The organism is Pseudocitrobacter faecalis, assembly GCF_965231525.1.
GTDB lineage: Bacteria > Pseudomonadota > Gammaproteobacteria > Enterobacterales > Enterobacteriaceae > Pseudocitrobacter > Pseudocitrobacter faecalis.
On sequence record NZ_CBDDNJ010000002.1, the window covers coordinates 4,302,600 to 4,320,663 of the forward strand.

Consider the following 18,064-nt stretch of genomic DNA (forward strand, 5'->3'; position numbering starts at 1 on the left):
GAAGAGGAAGTCGGATGAGATTTGCCGAAAATTGACTGATTTACAACCAATTCTACGAACAAAGCAATCCTGACGCCGTAAAGGATAACTATCAGTGATAAATTTGTTATTGATTGACAGTATGGAACCACAAAATAAAAACGCCACGCAAAGCGTGGCGTTTTTCTACTCAACGATGTTTACGAACGTTTCATCATGTCGAAGAAGTCGTCGTTGGTTTTGGTCATCGCCAGCTTATTGATGAGGAATTCCATCGCATCGATTTCGCCCATCGGGTGAATGATTTTGCGCAGGATCCACATTTTCTGCAGCTCTTCCTGAGTGGTGAGCAGCTCTTCTTTACGGGTACCGGAACGGTTGTAGTCGATAGCCGGGAAGACGCGTTTTTCAGCAATCTTACGAGAGAGGTGCAGTTCCATGTTGCCTGTACCTTTAAACTCTTCGTAGATAACTTCGTCCATTTTGGAACCGGTATCGATCAGCGCCGTGGCGATGATGGTCAGGCTGCCGCCCTCTTCCACGTTACGCGCGGCACCGAAGAAGCGTTTCGGGCGGTGCAGGGCGTTGGCGTCCACACCACCGGTCAACACTTTACCGGAAGCCGGGACGACGGTGTTGTAGGCACGCGCCAAACGGGTGATGGAGTCGAGCAAAATGATAACGTCTTTCTTGTGCTCAACCAGGCGTTTCGCCTTCTCGATAACCATTTCCGCAACCTGAACGTGGCGAGATGCCGGTTCGTCAAAGGTAGAAGCGACAACTTCACCTTTCACCAGTCGCTGCATCTCGGTCACTTCTTCCGGACGTTCGTCAATCAGCAGTACCATCAGTACGCAGTCCGGGTGGTTGTAGGCGATGCTCTGCGCAATGTTCTGCAGCAGCATGGTTTTACCGGCTTTCGGCGGTGCCACAATCAGGCCACGCTGACCACGGCCAATTGGCGAGGCCAGATCCAGCACGCGTGCGGTTAAGTCTTCGGTAGAACCGTTACCACGTTCCATACGCAGACGAGAGTTTGCGTGCAGCGGGGTCAAGTTCTCGAACAGGATCTTGTTGCGCGAGTTTTCCGGCTTATCGTAGTTAACTTCGTTAACTTTCAACAGCGCAAAGTAACGCTCACCCTCTTTCGGAGGACGAATCTTACCAGAGATGGTATCACCTGTGCGGAGGTTGAAACGGCGGATTTGGCTGGGGGAAACGTAGATGTCATCAGGACCGGCGAGGTAGGAGCTGTCTGCAGAGCGGAGGAAACCAAATCCATCCTGCAATATCTCCAGTACGCCATCACCAAAGATATCTTCGCCACTCTTTGCGTGCTGCTTCAGGATGGCAAAAATAATGTCCTGCTTGCGCATACGGGCCTGGTTTTCCAGCCCCATATTTTCGCCGAGAGTGATCAGCTCAGAAACCGGCGTATTCTTTAATTCGGTAAGATTCATAATGGTGTGGGTTCTTAAACTCGGGGTAATTCTCGAACTTAATGTTGTGAATGGTATGGCAGGGTCATCCATGCCTGTTTACGGCCATCGACTCATGTCTGTTCGCGGTCTGGTAACAAGAGCGTACGCAGAGCTGAAACGACAAGACGGAAAGAGTGACAAGCCAGGAATCTGTCAACTTCACGCGTTGTACCAACGGGAAGTATCGGGTCGAACAAGATTCAAACAAAGATATGTTTAAAACGAAGTCAAAGTTAACTTAGCACGACTGAAGCCGGGCGTCCAGAGTCCTGTCTATTTTAGGACCACTGCACGCCCGTATAAGGATCTCTTACGCCAGGTTAGCGTCGAGGAACTCTTTCAGCTGACCTTTGGACAGTGCGCCCACTTTGGTTGCAGCCACTTCGCCGTTTTTGAACAGCAGCAGGGTCGGGATACCACGAATGCCATACTTCGGCGCAGTGCCCGGGTTCTGATCGATGTTCAGTTTAGCAACGGTCAGTTTACCCTGATACTCGTCAGCGATTTCATCCAGAATCGGGGCGATCATTTTGCACGGACCACACCACTCTGCCCAGAAATCGACGAGTGTCAGCCCGTCAGCTTTGAGTACGTCCGTGTCAAAACTGTCGTCAGTCAGGTGAATAATTTTATCGCTCATATATAACTCCACAGGAATAAGCCTGATGTGTTGTGTAGCATTAATCAACGGCGTGTTGATTCTACTTTCGCCAACAAAGGTTGACGTTATTTCACCGGATACGCTTTCTTAATGCAATAGTAAGCTGATATTCTACCACACTATGAGCAAAACACATTTAACAGAACAGAAGTTTTCCGACTTCGCCCTGCACCCGAAGGTGATTGAAGCCCTTGAAACTAAAGGGTTTCATAATTGTACGCCCATTCAGGCTCTCGCACTCCCGCTGACGCTGGCGGGTCGTGACGTTGCCGGGCAGGCGCAAACCGGTACCGGGAAAACGATGGCGTTCCTGACGTCAACGTTTCATTATCTTCTTTCTCACCCGGCAATTGCTGACCGCCAGGTGAACCAACCGCGCGCGCTGATCATGGCGCCGACGCGTGAGCTCGCCGTGCAGATTCACGCCGATGCCGAGCCGCTGGCTCAGGCAACGGGTCTGAAACTGGGGCTGGCTTACGGCGGCGACGGCTACGATAAACAGCTGAAAGTGCTGGAAAGCGGCGTCGATATTCTTATCGGTACCACTGGCCGTCTGATCGATTACGCGAAGCAAAACCATATTAATCTCGCGGCAATTCAGGTTGTTGTGCTGGACGAAGCCGATCGCATGTACGATCTGGGCTTCATTAAAGATATCCGCTGGCTGTTCCGTCGTATGCCGCCGGCAAACCAGCGCCTGAACATGCTGTTCTCTGCCACCCTTTCTTACCGTGTTCGCGAACTGGCGTTCGAACAGATGAACAACGCCGAATACGTTGAAGTCGAGCCTGAGCAGAAAACGGGCCATCGTATTAAAGAAGAGCTCTTCTATCCGTCTAACGAAGAAAAAATGCGCTTACTGCAAACGCTGTTAGAAGAAGAGTGGCCAGATCGCACCATTATCTTCGCCAACACCAAGCACCGTTGCGAAGATATCTGGGGTAGCCTGGCGGCAGATGGCCATCGCGTAGGTCTGCTGACCGGCGACGTGGCGCAGAAAAAACGTCTGCGTATTCTCGAAGAATTTACCCGTGGCGACCTCGATATTCTGGTTGCGACTGACGTTGCCGCGCGCGGTCTGCATATTCCTGCCGTTACGCACGTCTTTAACTACGATCTTCCGGACGACTGTGAAGACTACGTTCACCGTATTGGCCGTACCGGCCGCGCGGGCGCACGCGGTCACTCTATCAGCCTCGCCTGTGAAGAGTACGCGCTGAATCTGCCGGCGATTGAGACCTATATCGGTCACTCCATTCCGGTTAGTAAGTACAATCCCGATGCGCTGTTAACCGATCTGCCGAAACCGTTACGTCTGACGCGTGTGCGTCAGGGCAATGGTCCACGCCGTTCTGGCGCGCCACGTAATCGTCGTCGTTCAGGTTAAAAGAATATGCCCAGTTCCACCTCGCTGTATGCAGCTATAGACCTTGGTTCCAATAGTTTCCATATGCTGGTTGTTCGTGAGGTGGCTGGAAGTATTCAGACGCTGACGCGCATCAAGCGCAAAGTCCGTCTGGCTGCGGGGTTAAGCGGCGATAATATCCTATCGGTAGAAGCGATGGAGCGCGGGTGGCAATGCCTGCGCCTGTTTGCCGAACGTTTACAGGATATTCCCCAACCGCAAATTCGTGTCGTCGCGACCGCAACACTTCGTCTGGCTGTGAATGCGCAAGATTTCCTCGATAAAGCGCAGGAGATTCTTGGCTGCCCGGTGCAGGTCATTCGCGGTGAAGAAGAAGCGCGCCTGATTTATCAGGGTGTTGCGCACACTACGGGCGGCGACGATCGTCGTCTGGTCGTGGATATCGGCGGAGCCAGTACCGAGCTGGTCACGGGAAAAGGGGCGCAAACTACCTCACTGTTCAGCCTGTCGATGGGCTGTGTCACCTGGCTGGAGCGTTTCTTTACCGATCGTAATCTGGCGCAGGAAAACTTCGACGAAGCGGAGAAAGCCGCGCGTGATGTGCTGCGTCCGGTCGCTGATGAGCTGCGCGCGCATGGCTGGAAAGTCTGCGTCGGGGCATCCGGCACAGTTCAGGCGTTGCAGGAAATCATGATGGCGCAGGGGATGGACGAGCGCATTACGCTTGCCAAACTTCAGCAGTTAAAACAGCGCGCGATTCAGTGTGGACGTCTGGAAGAGCTGGAAATCGAAGGCCTGACGCTGGAACGCGCGTTAGTGTTCCCGAGCGGTCTGGCGATTTTGATCGCCATTTTCACTGAGCTGAATATCCAGTGCATGACGCTGGCCGGTGGCGCCCTGCGCGAAGGCCTGGTTTACGGTATGCTCCATCTGGCAGTTGACGAAGACATCCGCAGCCGCACGCTGCGCAATGTACAGCGCCGGTTTATTGTTGATACCGAACAGGCAGCACGCGTGTCACAACTGGCGTCTCACTTTGCCGATCAGGTTGAAAAACAGTGGGATATTGAGCCATTAAGCCGCGAACTGCTGCTAAGCGCGTGCCATCTTCATGAAATTGGTTTGAGCGTCGATTTCAAACAAGCGCCAGCACATGCGGCGTATCTTGTACGTAATCTTGATTTGCCAGGCTTTACGCCCGCGCAGAAAAAACTGCTGGCAACACTGCTGCTTAACCAAACTAACGCCATCGATCTCTCTTCACTGCATCAGCAAAATGCGGTGCCGCCACGCGTGGCCGAGCATCTGTGTCGCCTGCTACGCCTGGCGATTATCTTTGCCAACCGCCGCCGTGACGATCTTTTGCCGCAAATCACGATTACAGCCAACGAAGAGGCATTAACGTTGAAACTGCCTGAGGGCTGGCTGGCGCATCATCCGCTGGGTAAAGAGATTGTTGATCAAGAATGTCAGTGGCAGAGTTATGTGCACTGGCCGTTGATCGTGCAGTAAAAAAGCGCATGTCGGATGGCGCTTCGCTTATCCGACCTTCAGAGAATTTTTGCTCTATCAGGCCGGGTAAGGCGAGGCCGCTCCCCGGCACTGTTTTATTGGCCGCGTTTTGCCGCCATCATCGCTTTCAGATTCGCCAGATGGCTCTGCCCTTTCTGCATTCGCTCTTCGGCGCTCACCACCTTCCGCTCCTGCTCCCACTGTAAATCATCCTGCGGAAGTTCCAGTAAAAAGCGGCTTGGCTCCGGGCGCACCAGTTCGCCGTACTGCCGGCGCTCTTTGCACAGCGTGAAGATTAGCTCCTTCTGCGCACGGGTAATGCCGACGTAGGCCAGACGGCGCTCTTCATCGACATTATCTTCATCGATGCTGCTCTGGTGCGGCAATAACCCCTCTTCCATCCCCACCAGGAACACATACGGGAACTCCAGGCCTTTGGACGCGTGCAGCGTCATCAATTGCACCTGATCCAGCTCCTCCTCGCTTTCCCCCCGTTCCATCATATCGCGCAGGGTAAAGCGGGTAACCACCTGCGTCAGGGTCATCGGTTCGTCGATTTCACTGCCTTCGAGCATTTCCGTCATCCAGCCAAACAGCGTGTTGACGTTTTTCATCCGCATCTCGGCGGCTTTCGGGCTGGCGGAGGTTTCAAACAGCCAGGACTCGTAATCAATGCCATGAATCAGATCGCGCACTGCCGCAACGGGTTCACGTTCGGACAGACGCTGCACTTCGCTAAGCCAGTGGGTGAATCGGGTGAGAGATTCGTACCCACGCCCGGTGAGCGTTTGCGTCAGGCCCATATCAAAGCTGGCGGCAAACAGGCTTTTGTTGCGGGTCATCGCCCACTCGCCCAGCTTTTGCATCGTCGCCGCGCCGATTTCACGCTTCGGCGTGTTGACGATACGCAGGAACGCGCTATCGTCGTCCGGGTTGGTCAGCACGCGCAGATATGCCAGTAGGTCTTTAATTTCCGGACGCGAGAAAAACGACGTGCCGCCGGAAATTTTGTAAGGGATGCGGTTCTGCATCAGGAATTTTTCGAACACTCGCGACTGATGGTTACCGCGATAAAGAATCGCGTAATCCTTATACTGCGTTTTGTTCACGAAGTGATGGGCGATCAGCTCACCGGTCACGCGCTCGGCTTCGTGTTCTTCATTGTTGGCGCTCAGCACCTTAAGCTCTTTCCCGTAGCCCAGCTCAGAAAAGAGACGTTTTTCAAAAACGTGCGGGTTATTGGCGATCAGGATATTCGCCGCTTTCAGGATGCGCCCCGAGGAACGGTAATTCTGCTCAAGCTTAATAACCTGAAGGGCCGGGAAATCCTGACTCAACAACACCAGGTTTTGCGGACGCGCGCCGCGCCAGGAGTAAATCGACTGATCATCATCACCCACTACAGTAAAACGCGCCCGTTGCCCCACCAGCAACTTCACCAGTTCATACTGGCTGGTGTTGGTGTCCTGATATTCATCCACCAGCAAGTAGCGAATCTTGTTCTGCCAGCGCTCGCGCACCTCTTCATTACGTTGCAGTAGCAGCGTCGGCAGCAAAATCAGGTCATCGAAGTCGAGGACATTGCACGCTTTCATGTGCGCATCGTACAGGCCATAGCAATGGGCAAAAATACGATCCCGCTCGCCTTTCGCGCTCGCTGCCGCTTGTGCAGGCGATTTCAGATCGTTTTTCCAGTTAGAGATCGTCGAGATCAGCTGTTGCAGCTGCACTTTATCGTCTTCGATCAGCCCCTCGGTCAGATCCTTGAGCAAGGCCACCTGATCCGTATCGTCAAAGAGAGAGAAGTTGGATTTCATCCCGAGAGCAGCATATTCGCGCTTGATGATATCCAGCCCCAAGGTATGGAAGGTCGAAATCATCAGGCCGCGTGCTTCTTTGCGCCCAAGCGTCTGCGCGACACGCTCTTTCATCTCACGCGCCGCTTTATTGGTAAAGGTAACTGCGGCAATGTGTCGCGCCTGGTAACCACACTGGTGGATCAGATGGGCGATTTTATTGGTGATCACGCGAGTCTTACCGGAACCCGCGCCCGCCAGCACCAGGCAGGGGCCGGTAACGAATTCGACAGCGTGTTGTTGGCCGGGGTTTAGACGCATAGGAGTATTGCTCAATCTTCGAACGGGGGGAGGATTGTAGCAGAAAGTTGCGCAGAGATTTACCCGCCGAATGGTAAAGTGTTGAACAGTACAACACGATGAGAAACCCGCCATGGCAAAGAGCGCCGCAGCCCTGCATATTCTGGTCAAAACAGAAAAACTCGCCCTCGAGATCCTCGCCAAACTGGATCGTGGCGTCAGCTTCGACCATCTGGCAAAACGCTATTCGAGCTGCCCATCCGGGCGCAATGGCGGCGATTTAGGGGAATTCAAACAAGGCATGATGGTAAAACCGTTCGATGATGCCGTCTTCAGTTGTCCATTGTTGAAACCCTACGGGCCGGTGAAAACCAAATTTGGCTATCACATCATCAAGGTGTTATATCGCCGATAACGCATGCTAAAATCGCCAGCCTTATTGACCCCTTTCGAAGGCGCATATCATGGCAAAAACAGCAGCAGCACTGCATATCCTGGTTAAAGATGAGAAAACCGCTCTGGATCTTCTGGAGCAGATTAAAAACGGCGCCGACTTTGGCAAGCTGGCGAAGAAACACTCCATTTGCCCATCAGGCAAACGCGGTGGCGATTTAGGGGAATTCCGCCAGGGGCAGATGGTTCCGGCGTTCGATAAAGTGGTGTTCTCCTGCCCGGTGCTGGAGCCGACTGGCCCGCTGCACACCCAGTTCGGTTATCACATCATTAAGGTGTTGTACCGTAACTGAGGCCCCTCACCCTAACCCTCTCCCGCTGGGAGAGGGAACGGATGGTGAAAAAGTTAAATGTGTGCGGTTTTCACCCTCTCCCTGTGGGAGAGGGTCGGGGTGAGGGCATCAGCGCTCAGTTATCCCGCAACCGCAATACGTTTCATATCCGTCATATAGCCACGCAGTTTCTGCCCGACTTTCTCAATCGCATGGCTACGAATCGCTTCGTTCACATCGCGAAGTTGTGCGTTATCAACAGCACCTTCGGCAATCGCTTTGCCCAGATCGCCCGGTTGGATTTCAGTCATGAACGATTTCAGCAGCGGCACACAAGCGTAAGAGAACAGATAGTTACCGTATTCAGCGGTATCAGAGATAACCACGTTCATTTCGTACAGACGCTTACGGGCGATGGTGTTGGCAATCAGCGGCAGTTCGTGCAGTGATTCATAGTATGCAGATTCTTCGATGATGCCGGAATCAACCATAGTTTCAAACGCCAGCTCAACGCCTGCTTTTACCATTGCGATCATCAGTACGCCTTTATCGAAGTACTCCTGCTCGCTGATTTTACCTTCATACTGCGGCGCGGTTTCGAACGCGGTTTTACCGGTCTCTTCACGCCAGGTCAGCAGTTTCTTATCATCGTTGGCCCAGTCTGCCATCATGCCGGAGGAGAATTCGCCGGAGATGATGTCATCCATATGCTTCTGGAACAGCGGCGCCATGATCTCTTTCAGTTGCTCTGACAGTGCGTAAGCACGCAGTTTCGCCGGGTTAGAGAGCCTGTCCATCATCAGGGTGATACCGCCCTGCTTCAGGGCTTCGGTGATGGTTTCCCAGCCGAACTGAATCAGCTTTTCGGCATAAGCCGGGTCGGTGCCTTCTTCCACCAGCTTGTCAAAGCACAGCAGAGAACCGGCCTGCAACATACCGCAGAGGATGGTTTGCTCGCCCATCAGGTCAGATTTCACTTCCGCAACGAATGAAGATTCCAGCACACCTGCACGGTGACCGCCGGTTGCAGCAGCCCAGGCTTTAGCAATCGCCATGCCTTCGCCTTTCGGATCGTTTTCCGGGTGAACGGCGATCAGCGTCGGTACGCCGAACCCACGTTTGTACTCTTCACGCACTTCGGTGCCCGGGCATTTCGGCGCAACCATCACTACGGTGATGTCTTTACGGATCTGCTCACCCACTTCTACGATGTTAAAACCGTGAGAGTAGCCCAGCGCCGCGCCGTCTTTCATCAGCGGCTGAACGGAACGCACCACGTCGGAGTGCTGCTTGTCCGGCGTCAGGTTAACCACCAGATCCGCCTGCGGGATCAACTCTTCGTAAGTGCCCACTTTGAAACCGTTGTCGGTCGCTTTACGCCAGGACGCGCGCTTCTCAGCGATCGCTTCTTTACGCAGGGCATAAGAGATGTCCAGACCGGAATCACGCATGTTCAGGCCCTGGTTCAGACCCTGTGCGCCACAGCCGACGATGACTACTTTTTTACCCTGAAGGTAGCTCGCGCCGTCAGCGAATTCGTCGCGGCCCATAAAGCGACATTTGCCCAGCTGTGCCAGTTGCTGGCGCAGGTTCAGTGTATTGAAGTAGTTAGCCATGGTGATTCCTCGTGATGTTGTGCTTCTTATTGTTCGGTTCGCTGTTGAGCGAGAATGTCACCACATTACAACAGGAAATTTATTGCGGAAATTGATATATTCACAACGTCACATTGCAATTTCTGCAACGTCAAAATCGAGGGTAACGCCTGTGGATTTACGCGATCTGAAAACCTTCCTGCATCTGGCCGAAAGCCGCCATTTTGGCCGCAGCGCGCGGGCGATGCACGTCAGTCCGTCTACGCTTTCCCGGCAGATTCAGCGCCTGGAAGACGATCTCGGTCAGGCGCTTTTTGTACGAGATAACCGTACGGTGACACTGACCGAAGCGGGGGAAGAGCTACGCGTTTTCGCCCAGCAAACCTTGTTGCAGTATCAGCAACTGCGCCACACTATTGACCAGCAGGGGCCGTCGCTCTCGGGCGAGTTACATATCTTCTGTTCGGTAACCGCCGCTTACAGCCATCTGCCACCGATTCTCGATCGCTTCCGCGCGGAACACCCTTCCGTAGAGATTAAACTCACCACCGGCGATGCGGCCGATGCAATGGAAAAGGTGGTCACGGGCGAAGCAGATCTGGCGATTGCCGGGAAACCGGAAACCTTGCCCGGCGCGGTGGCGTTTTCGATGCTGGAGAATCTGGCGGTGGTGTTGATCGCGCCTGCGCTGCCCTGTCCGGTGCGTAATCAGGTATCAGTCGAAAAGCCCGACTGGTCAACGGTGCCGTTTATCATGGCCGATCAAGGGCCGGTGCGCCGCCGCATTGAGTTGTGGTTTCGACGTAACAAAATCAGTAACCCGATGATTTACGCCACGGTCGGTGGGCATGAAGCAATGGTGTCGATGGTGGCGCTCGGCTGCGGCGTGGCGCTGCTGCCAGAAGTGGTGCTGGAAAACAGTCCGGAGCCGGTGCGCAACCGCGTAATGATTCTGGAGCGCAGCGATGAGAAAACACCGTTCGAGCTGGGCGTTTGCGTACAAAAAAAGCGGCTGCATGAGCCGCTGATTGAGGCGTTCTGGAAGAACTTGCCTGACTAACTGAGGAAAATGTAATGAAAACAAAAATATGGATAGTATCTCTGGTTTTAGCGGTAAGTTGCAGCGCACAAGCCAAACCGAAAGGAATCACCGTTCAGGATGTGAAGCATCTGGCCTTGAAGGAGTGTTTAACGTCTCATTACCGTGAACGTACGCCAGCTGAATCCTTTTCTGCTCCCGCTCATGACCGTTCATTTCTGCCTGAAAGGTATGCTTTAGATAATGCTGGCAAGTGGAATACTTTCCGGAAATTTGTCGCCAAAGAGACGAAGGGATTCGGCACCCTCACCCTTGCGCTATATCCCGATAGCGCAAAGGATGCGAATAACATAATGGAGCAGTGTATGAGCTTTTATGAGTCGGAGAAGCTGGATAACTATGCCCGTAGTTTAGTCAAATGATTCTTCCGCGAGTTTATTATTGCCCACATCCCGGTTTTGGATAAGCGGGATCGTGGGCGGCAAGCATACCGCAGTATGGTGAATAAATTAAATCAACCGGAACAAGCAGGGTGTCAGCGACAAGAGAAAATGGTAAATCCAGCAATAAAGTAAGCGAAAGAGGCTTATCGAAATTAACACTCTCTGCATCGAACTGTGTGCCATGATAATAAGTGTAACGCTCCCCCGCCACCCTCGAGATAATACTACCGCAACCGCTAAGCAAAAAAGTTAGCATAAAAATAACTGATGCAAATTTCATCTCAACTTCCCTGATTAATAACACTTTGAGCATTTGACATTTATGCCGGGTTCACCAGCTTTAGCCTCTCCATGACAGCCTGAGAATTATTGCACCAACCAATAAGACGTCTATGCGAATTTGAAAAATGACCGGAAACGGACCTGACTTCCGGCCACCAACTCAATTAACCCGCCAAAAAGAACCTGAACGCCGGGTTATTGGTTTCGTCATGGCAATCGTAGCCCAGCTCATTCAGCCGGGTTTCGAAATCCGGTTCATGATCGCCAAGCTCGAACGCTGCCAGTACACGCCCGTAGTCGGTGCCATGACTGCGATAGTGGAACAATGAGATATTCCAGTGCGTACCCAGCGTGTTGAGGAAGCGCAGCAGCGCACCCGGTGATTCCGGGAATTCGAAGCTGTAGAGGCGCTCCTGCAACGGATGCGATGGACGTCCGCCGACCATATAGCGCACGTGTAGCTTCGCCATTTCGTCGTCGGAAAGATCGACCACGCTGTAGCCACCATCGTTGAGCATCTGCAAAATCTCTTTGCGCTCTTCGAGGCCGCGACTTAAACGCACGCCGACAAAGATGCAGGCGTTTTTCGCATCGGCAAAGCGGTAGTTGAACTCGGTGACTGAACGCCCGCCAAGCAACTGGCAGAATTTGAGGAAGCTACCCTTCTCTTCCGGGATGGTCACCGCCAGCAATGCTTCACGCTGTTCGCCCAGTTCGCAGCGTTCCGAGACATAACGCAGGCCGTGGAAGTTCACGTTAGCACCGGAAAGAATATGCGCCAGCCGTTCGCCATGAATGTTGTGCTGGGCGATATATTTTTTCATTCCCGCCAGCGCCAGCGCACCGGAGGGTTCCGCCACTGCACGCACATCTTCGAACAGGTCTTTCATCGCCGCGCAGATGGCATCGCTATCAACGGTGATGATGTCGTCGAGATACTCCTGACACAGACGGAAGGTCTCATCGCCGATACGTTTTACCGCGACACCTTCAGCGAACAGCCCCACGCGAGGCAGGTCTACGGGATGCCCAGCATCCAACGCCGCTTTCAGGCAAGCGGAGTCTTCCGCTTCGACCGCGATCACTTTTATTTGCGGCATCAGTTGTTTGATCAGCACCGCGACACCCGCCGCCAGACCACCGCCGCCGACCGGCACAAATACGCGGTCGAGATGGGCGTCCTGCTGGAGCAATTCCAGCGCCAGCGTGCCCTGCCCGGCGATCACCATTGGATGATCGAACGGCGGCACCCAGGTGAAGCCCTGCTGCTGAGACAATTCAATCGCTTTGGCTTTCGCTTCATCGAAGTTCGCGCCATGGAGCAGCACTTCACCGCCGAAGCCGCGTACCGCATCCACTTTAATATCAGCGGTGGCGGTTGGCATGACGATGAGCGCCTTCACGCCTAGCCGCGCGGAGGAAAACGCGACGCCCTGCGCATGATTACCCGCAGAGGCGGTGATCACGCCGTGCGCTTTTTGTTCTTCCGTCAGCCCCGCCATCATCGCGTATGCACCGCGCAGCTTGAAGCTGTGCACCGGCTGGCGGTCTTCGCGCTTCACCAGAATGACGTTATTAAGGCGCGACGACAGCTTTTCCATTTTCTGTAGCGGCGTAACCTGCGCCGCTTCGTAAACCGGCGCGCGTAGCACCGCTCTTAAATATTCGGCGCCTTCCGGGGCGCCGGACAGGGGTTGTGAGTCTGCCATCATTAACCCCCCAGTTTCGATTTATCGCGCACCGCGCCTTTATCGGCGCTGGTCGCCAGGCTGGCGTAAGCGCGCAGCGCAAAGGAGACCTGACGTTCACGGTTTTTCGGCGTCCAGGCTTTATCGCCGCGAGCTTCCTGCGCTTCACGACGCGCCGCCAGTTCGGCATCGCTTACCTGCAACTGAATACCTCGGTTCGGAATGTCGATGGCAATCAGGTCGCCGTCTTCAATCAGGCCAATGCTGCCGCCGCTGGCCGCTTCCGGTGAGACGTGACCGATGGAAAGGCCAGAGGTGCCGCCGGAGAAGCGTCCATCGGTGATCAGCGCACAGGCTTTGCCGAGGCCCATCGATTTCAGGAAGCTGGTTGGATAGAGCATTTCCTGCATCCCAGGGCCGCCTTTCGGGCCTTCATAGCGGATCACTACAACATCCCCTGCGACAACTTTACCACCAAGAATCGCTTCTACCGCGTCGTCCTGGCTTTCGTACACTTTCGCCGGGCCGGTGAATTTGAGGATGCTGTCATCCACGCCCGCCGTTTTCACGATGCAGCCGTTTTCCGCGAAGTTACCGTAAAGCACCGCAAGGCCACCGTCTTTGCTGTAGGCGTGTTCCAGCGAGCGGATACAGCCGTTTGCGCGATCGTCGTCCAGCGTATCCCAGCGGCAATCCTGCGAGAATGCCTGAGTGGTACGAATGCCTGCAGGGCCGGCGCGGAACATATTTTTTACCGCGTCATCCTGGGTAACAACAATGTCATACTGCTCAAGGGTTTGCGGCAACGTCAGGCCCAGCACGTTTTTCACATCGCGATTCAATAAGTTAGCGCGATCGAGCTCACCCAGAATCCCCAGAACGCCACCTGCCCGGTGCACATCTTCCATATGGTATTTCTGGGTACTCGGCGCGACTTTACACAGCTGCGGTACCTTGCGGGAAAGTTTATCGATATCACTCATGGTGAAGTCGATTTCCGCTTCCTGTGCTGCCGCCAGCAGGTGGAGAACGGTGTTAGTTGAGCCACCCATCGCGATGTCCAGCGTCATGGCGTTTTCAAACGCTGCTTTACTGGCAATATTGCGCGGCAGTGCGGATGCATCTTCCTGCTCGTAATAGCGTTTAGTCAGTTCAACAATGCGTTTACCGGCATTGAGAAACAGCTGCTTACGATCGGCGTGGGTTGCCAGCAGTGAGCCGTTGCCCGGCTGAGACAGGCCCAGCGCTTCGGTCAGGCAGTTCATGGAGTTGGCGGTGAACATCCCGGAACAGGAGCCGCAGGTTGGGCAGGCGGAACGTTCAACCTGATCGCTTTGGGAATCAGAAACTTTCGGATCTGCCCCCTGAATCATCGCATCAACCAGATCGAGTTTAATTATCTGATCGGAAAGCTTGGTTTTCCCTGCTTCCATCGGGCCGCCGGAAACAAAGATGACCGGGATGTTCAGGCGCAGGGAAGCCATCAGCATCCCTGGGGTGATTTTGTCGCAGTTGGAGATACAGACCATCGCATCGGCGCAGTGGGCGTTCACCATATATTCAACGGAGTCAGCGATCAGCTCGCGAGACGGCAGTGAATAAAGCATGCCCCCGTGGCCCATGGCGATACCGTCATCCACCGCAATGGTGTTGAACTCTTTGGCGACGCCGCCTGCCGCTTCAATCTGTTCAGCAACCAGTTTACCGAGATCGCGCAGGTGTACGTGGCCCGGCACGAACTGGGTAAACGAGTTTACAACCGCAATAATCGGCTTACCGAAATCGGCGTCTGTCATCCCGGTGGCGCGCCACAGTGCGCGGGCACCCGCCATATTACGGCCATGGGTGGTGGTAGCGGAACGATACTTAGGCATGCTTTATTTACTCCCAGTGTCTGTCTAATAAAAGGGACGGTGCGTGCCGTCCCCTTTCTTTGTTAGTTATTAACCTGATCCAACCAGCCCCATTTATCCTCGGTTTCACCGGTGAAGAGGCCAAAGAATGCTTGCTGAATACGTTTGGTAACCGGGCCACAGCGGCCTGCGCCTACCTGGATACCGTCGACGCTGCGTACAGGCGTGATTTCCGCTGCTGTACCAGACATGAATACTTCATCCGCCAGGTACAGAGATTCGCGCGACAGCACCTGCTCGCGAACGTCGATATCGAGATCTTTCGCCAGCTTGATAATGGCATCACGGGTGATACCCGGCAGCGCGGAAGAGGTGAACGGCGGCGTGAACAGGATGCCATCCTTCACTTCAAACAGGTTTTCGCCCGCGCCCTCAGAGATATAGCCATTTACGTCCAGCGCGATGCCTTCCTGATAACCGTGGCGACGCGCTTCGCTCCCCACCAACAGGGAAGAGAGATAGTTGCCACCCGCTTTCGCAGCGGTCGGGATGGTGTTCGGCGCAACGCGGTTCCAGGAAGAGACCATCGCATCAATACCCTGGTCCAACGCTTCTGCGCCCAGATATGCGCCCCACGGGAACGCGGCAATAATCACGTCAGTTTTGTAGCCATCCGGCGGGTTCACACCCATACCGACGTCGCCAACAAAGACCAGCGGACGAATATAAGCGCTGGTCAGATTGTTTTTGCGGATCACCGCGCGGCAGGCTTCCATTAATTCATCAACGCTCTGAGAGACCGGGAAGCGATAAATTTTGGCTGAGTCATGCAGACGCTGCATGTGTTCGCGATGGCGGAACACCACTGGCCCTTTGTGAGAGTCGTAGCAACGGATACCTTCGAAGACGGAAGTACCGTAGTGCAACGCATGGGACATCACGTGAACTTTCGCCTCACCCCATGGAACCATCTCACCATTGAACCAAATGTAATCAGCTTTTTTCGTCGTCATTTTTCTTCCTTTTGCGCTCAGGCGCTAATTTGTTGTGATGTTGTCTGGCACTGATGGACGGCGACAGAAGCAACGTCCACCAGTTTACTTAACTGGCTAAACAGTAATTCGACCGGGCGGGGACTGGCAACGGTCAATTCGATATTTATATTCTGTGCATCGGTGGCCGCTTCCATATTCATGGCGCAAATTTGAAAACCACGATGGCGAACCACACGTAACACACGTTCCAGCGTTTCCGGATTGAAGCGAGCCTGCACGGCGAGCTGATGTTGCATCATGATAATTTCTCCAGCATTTCTGCATTACTGGCACCGGGCGGTACCAATGGCCAGACGTTCTCAAGTTCGTCTATTGAGACATGAAGCAGGTACGGGCCTTCGCTTGCCAGCAGGGTGTCGAGTGCCGCTTCAACCTGGTCTTTACGGGTGATGTGCTGGCCAGGGATGCCAAAGGCACTGGCCAGCGTAAGAAAATCAGGGTTATCGGTAAGCGTGGTTTCGCTGTAGCGTTCCTGAAAGAACAACTGCTGCCACTGGCGAACCATGCCTAAACGCTGGTTATCCAGCAGAACAATTTTCAGCGGCAGCTGCTTACGCTTCACGGTGCCCAACTCTTGAACGTTCATCATGAAAGAACCATCGCCAGAGATACAGATAACCGTGTCGTTCGGACGGGCAACCTGCGCGCCAACCGCAGCCGGCAGGCCGAAGCCCATGGTGCCTAAGCCGCTGGAAGTGATAAAGTTTTCCGGGCGGGTGTAGGTCATGTGTTGTGCAGACCACATCTGGTGCTGACCCACATCGGTAGTGACAACGCTATCGGCAGGCTTGCGGTCAGAAAGTTGTTTGAGCAGCAACGGCGCATAGATAGCCTCGCCAGGGTGATCGTAACGCCAGGCGTGCTCGGCACGCAGTTCTGCAATGTGCTGACGCCACCCATCAATCGACAGAGATTGTTGCAACGCGGGCAGTAAGGCATTGAGGTCACCCTGCAGGGCAACGTGTGCCTGACGCAGTTTGTTCATTTCCGCCGGGTCGATATCCATGTGAATCACTTTGGCGTGCGGTGCGAAGGTGTTCAGCTTGCCAGTCACGCGATCATCAAAGCGCGCGCCAACGGCGATCAGCAGGTCACACTCCTGCACCGCCAGGTTCGCGGCTTTGGTGCCGTGCATCCCCAACATACCGAGGTAATACGGATAATCGGCATCAACCGCGCCGAGGCCTTTCAACGTGCAAGTCGCTGGCATCTGGGTAACGGCGATAAATTCGCGTAACGCAGGAACCGCCTGTGCCATCCCAACGCCGCCGCCCACATACAGCATCGGCTTGTGCGCCTGCGCCAGCATCTGGCGAGCGACATCAGCGTCGGCGTGTGGGAAGGCGTCTTCGCTGGCGACGGTGGAAAAGTGCGGTTCCAGATCGCCCTGCGCCACCTGAATATCTTTCGGAATATCAACCAGAACGGGGCCCGGACGGCCTGAGTTTGCCACCTGGAATGCTTCTGCCATCACGCGCGGCAACTCTTCCAGCGACTGCACCAGGAAACTATGTTTGGTGCAGGAAAGTGATAAACCGAGAACGTCCACTTCCTGAAACGCATCCGTTCCGATGAACGGAGAAGCCACCTGGCCGGTGATCGCCACAACCGGAACAGAATCCAGCAGGGCATCAGCGAGGCCAGTTATCAGGTTGGTGGCACCAGGGCCCGATGTCGCGATGCAGACGCCGGTTTTACCGGTGGCACGTGCATAACCAATTGCCGCCATCGCCGCACCCTGCTCGTGTCGACACAAAAGGTGCTCCACGCCGCCGTCATACAATGCATCGTAAACCGGCATAATTGCGCCACCTGGATAACCGAAAACTGTCTCGACTCCTTGTGCCCGCAACGCATGTACTACCCATTGTGCCCCATTCATAGTTAGTTCCCCGCCGTAGATCGGGAGAAACAGGATTTTGTGCTACAACTCATAATCTGCTCCTCGCTATTGTTTTTAAGTCATAAAAAAACCCCCGGACCTTTCGGTGCGGGGGTCTTAGTTCGTTAAGGCTTGATTTCTAAGCCTTTCCTCGTCCAAGTGCAGCCCCGCACGGTGGGATAATAATCACCACCACGCTAATCACGACCAGGCTAATCACTCGTAGAAGGGCTTTCATTGTTGTCTATTCTTGCATCTTGTTCGAAGGAATGCCTACAGAGTTACCACAGACGTTTAGAACAGCACAAGTTTTTTTTATTACTGTGATATGCATCATGCTGCAGATCTTGTGCAAGATAATTGTTTTATATGAAAAAAAATATGAATTGAATTTTTTTCACCTGTTG

The 18,064-nt window shown here is 54.1% G+C and carries 18 protein-coding genes; 6 read left to right on the top strand and 12 right to left on the bottom strand.

The features are described from left to right. Nucleotides 1-179: 179 nt before the first annotated feature. The 3 genes from rho to trxA form a co-directional block, all read right to left on the bottom strand. A complete protein-coding gene (gene rho / locus ACOXYR_RS20835) occupies nt 180-1,439 on the bottom strand; it encodes a transcription termination factor Rho (RefSeq protein WP_001054528.1) in 1,260 nt (419 codons plus the stop codon). A 78-nt stretch (nt 1,440-1,517) separates the two neighbouring features. Continuing rightward, nucleotides 1,518-1,610, bottom strand: coding sequence for a rho operon leader peptide (locus tag ACOXYR_RS20840; RefSeq protein ID WP_146745485.1), 93 nt, complete (start codon nt 1,608-1,610; stop codon nt 1,518-1,520). 160 nt (nt 1,611-1,770) lie between these two features. Beyond that, nucleotides 1,771-2,100: a thioredoxin TrxA gene (gene trxA / locus ACOXYR_RS20845; RefSeq protein ID WP_004386384.1), complete on the bottom strand. Its 330-nt coding sequence runs from the start codon at nt 2,098-2,100 to the stop codon at nt 1,771-1,773. Nucleotides 2,101-2,242: 142 nt separating this feature from the next. Here trxA and rhlB point away from each other — a divergent pair, with 142 nt between their 5' ends. After that, on the top strand, nt 2,243-3,508 hold the full coding sequence (gene rhlB, locus ACOXYR_RS20850; RefSeq protein WP_015966456.1) for an ATP-dependent RNA helicase RhlB: 1,266 nt from the start codon (nt 2,243-2,245) through the stop codon (nt 3,506-3,508). 6 nt (nt 3,509-3,514) lie between these two features. Continuing rightward, nucleotides 3,515-4,999, top strand: a complete 1,485-nt coding sequence (gene gppA / locus ACOXYR_RS20855; RefSeq protein ID WP_421356208.1) for a guanosine-5'-triphosphate,3'-diphosphate diphosphatase — start codon at nt 3,515-3,517, stop codon at nt 4,997-4,999. A 95-nt stretch (nt 5,000-5,094) separates the two neighbouring features. Here gppA and rep read toward each other — a convergent pair whose 3' ends face one another. After that, nucleotides 5,095-7,116: a DNA helicase Rep gene (gene rep / locus ACOXYR_RS20860; RefSeq protein WP_108476929.1), complete on the bottom strand. Its 2,022-nt coding sequence runs from the start codon at nt 7,114-7,116 to the stop codon at nt 5,095-5,097. A gap of 112 nt (nt 7,117-7,228) precedes the next feature. On the opposite strand from rep, the gene ppiC (ACOXYR_RS20865) reads away from it, so the two are divergent. Both ppiC (ACOXYR_RS20865) and ppiC (ACOXYR_RS20870) read left to right on the top strand, forming a co-directional pair. Beyond that, nucleotides 7,229-7,510: a peptidylprolyl isomerase PpiC gene (ppiC, locus tag ACOXYR_RS20865; protein WP_015966459.1), complete on the top strand. Its 282-nt coding sequence runs from the start codon at nt 7,229-7,231 to the stop codon at nt 7,508-7,510. Between the two features lie 49 nt (nt 7,511-7,559). Further along, on the top strand, nt 7,560-7,841 hold the full coding sequence (ppiC, locus tag ACOXYR_RS20870; protein WP_108476931.1) for a peptidylprolyl isomerase PpiC: 282 nt from the start codon (nt 7,560-7,562) through the stop codon (nt 7,839-7,841). A gap of 119 nt (nt 7,842-7,960) precedes the next feature. Here ppiC (ACOXYR_RS20870) and ilvC read toward each other — a convergent pair whose 3' ends face one another. After that, nucleotides 7,961-9,436, bottom strand: coding sequence for a ketol-acid reductoisomerase (ilvC, locus tag ACOXYR_RS20875; RefSeq protein WP_113859165.1), 1,476 nt, complete (start codon nt 9,434-9,436; stop codon nt 7,961-7,963). A gap of 151 nt (nt 9,437-9,587) precedes the next feature. Here ilvC and ilvY point away from each other — a divergent pair, with 151 nt between their 5' ends. Together ilvY and ACOXYR_RS20885 are read left to right on the top strand one after the other, a co-directional pair. Then, the gene (ilvY, locus tag ACOXYR_RS20880) at nt 9,588-10,475 is read left to right on the top strand and encodes an HTH-type transcriptional activator IlvY (protein ID WP_108476933.1); all 888 of its coding nucleotides are present in this window, start codon (nt 9,588-9,590) and stop codon (nt 10,473-10,475) included. 14 nt (nt 10,476-10,489) lie between these two features. After that, entirely contained in the window at nt 10,490-10,876 is a 387-nt protein-coding gene (locus ACOXYR_RS20885; RefSeq protein WP_421356207.1) for a hypothetical protein, read from the top strand. Nucleotides 10,877-10,892: 16 nt separating this feature from the next. Here the strand turns inward: ACOXYR_RS20885 and ACOXYR_RS20890 are convergent, their stop codons facing one another. From ACOXYR_RS20890 to ilvL, 7 genes are all read right to left on the bottom strand, one after another. After that, nucleotides 10,893-11,177, bottom strand: a complete 285-nt coding sequence (locus ACOXYR_RS20890) for a YceK/YidQ family lipoprotein (protein WP_108476943.1) — start codon at nt 11,175-11,177, stop codon at nt 10,893-10,895. Between the two features lie 166 nt (nt 11,178-11,343). Continuing rightward, on the bottom strand, nt 11,344-12,888 hold the full coding sequence (ilvA, locus tag ACOXYR_RS20895) for a threonine ammonia-lyase, biosynthetic (protein ID WP_350435820.1): 1,545 nt from the start codon (nt 12,886-12,888) through the stop codon (nt 11,344-11,346). 2 nt (nt 12,889-12,890) lie between these two features. Further along, nucleotides 12,891-14,741, bottom strand: coding sequence for a dihydroxy-acid dehydratase (ilvD, locus tag ACOXYR_RS20900; protein WP_421356206.1), 1,851 nt, complete (start codon nt 14,739-14,741; stop codon nt 12,891-12,893). A gap of 62 nt (nt 14,742-14,803) precedes the next feature. Next, nucleotides 14,804-15,733 carry a branched-chain amino acid transaminase gene (locus ACOXYR_RS20905; protein ID WP_113859168.1) on the bottom strand — a complete coding sequence of 310 codons (930 nt, stop codon included), beginning with the start codon at nt 15,731-15,733 and terminating at the stop codon, nt 14,804-14,806. Nucleotides 15,734-15,750: 17 nt separating this feature from the next. Beyond that, nucleotides 15,751-16,014 (bottom strand): acetolactate synthase 2 small subunit, encoded by a 264-nt coding sequence (gene ilvM / locus ACOXYR_RS20910; protein WP_108476936.1) that lies wholly within the window; start codon nt 16,012-16,014, stop codon nt 15,751-15,753. After that, nucleotides 16,011-17,657, bottom strand: coding sequence for an acetolactate synthase 2 catalytic subunit (gene ilvG, locus ACOXYR_RS20915; RefSeq protein WP_113859169.1), 1,647 nt, complete (start codon nt 17,655-17,657; stop codon nt 16,011-16,013). The genes ilvM and ilvG overlap by 4 nt, the downstream gene beginning before the upstream one ends. Nucleotides 17,658-17,796: 139 nt before the next feature. Next, nucleotides 17,797-17,895, bottom strand: coding sequence for an ilv operon leader peptide (gene ilvL, locus ACOXYR_RS20920; RefSeq protein ID WP_015966468.1), 99 nt, complete (start codon nt 17,893-17,895; stop codon nt 17,797-17,799). Between the last annotated feature and the right edge of the window lie 169 nt (nt 17,896-18,064).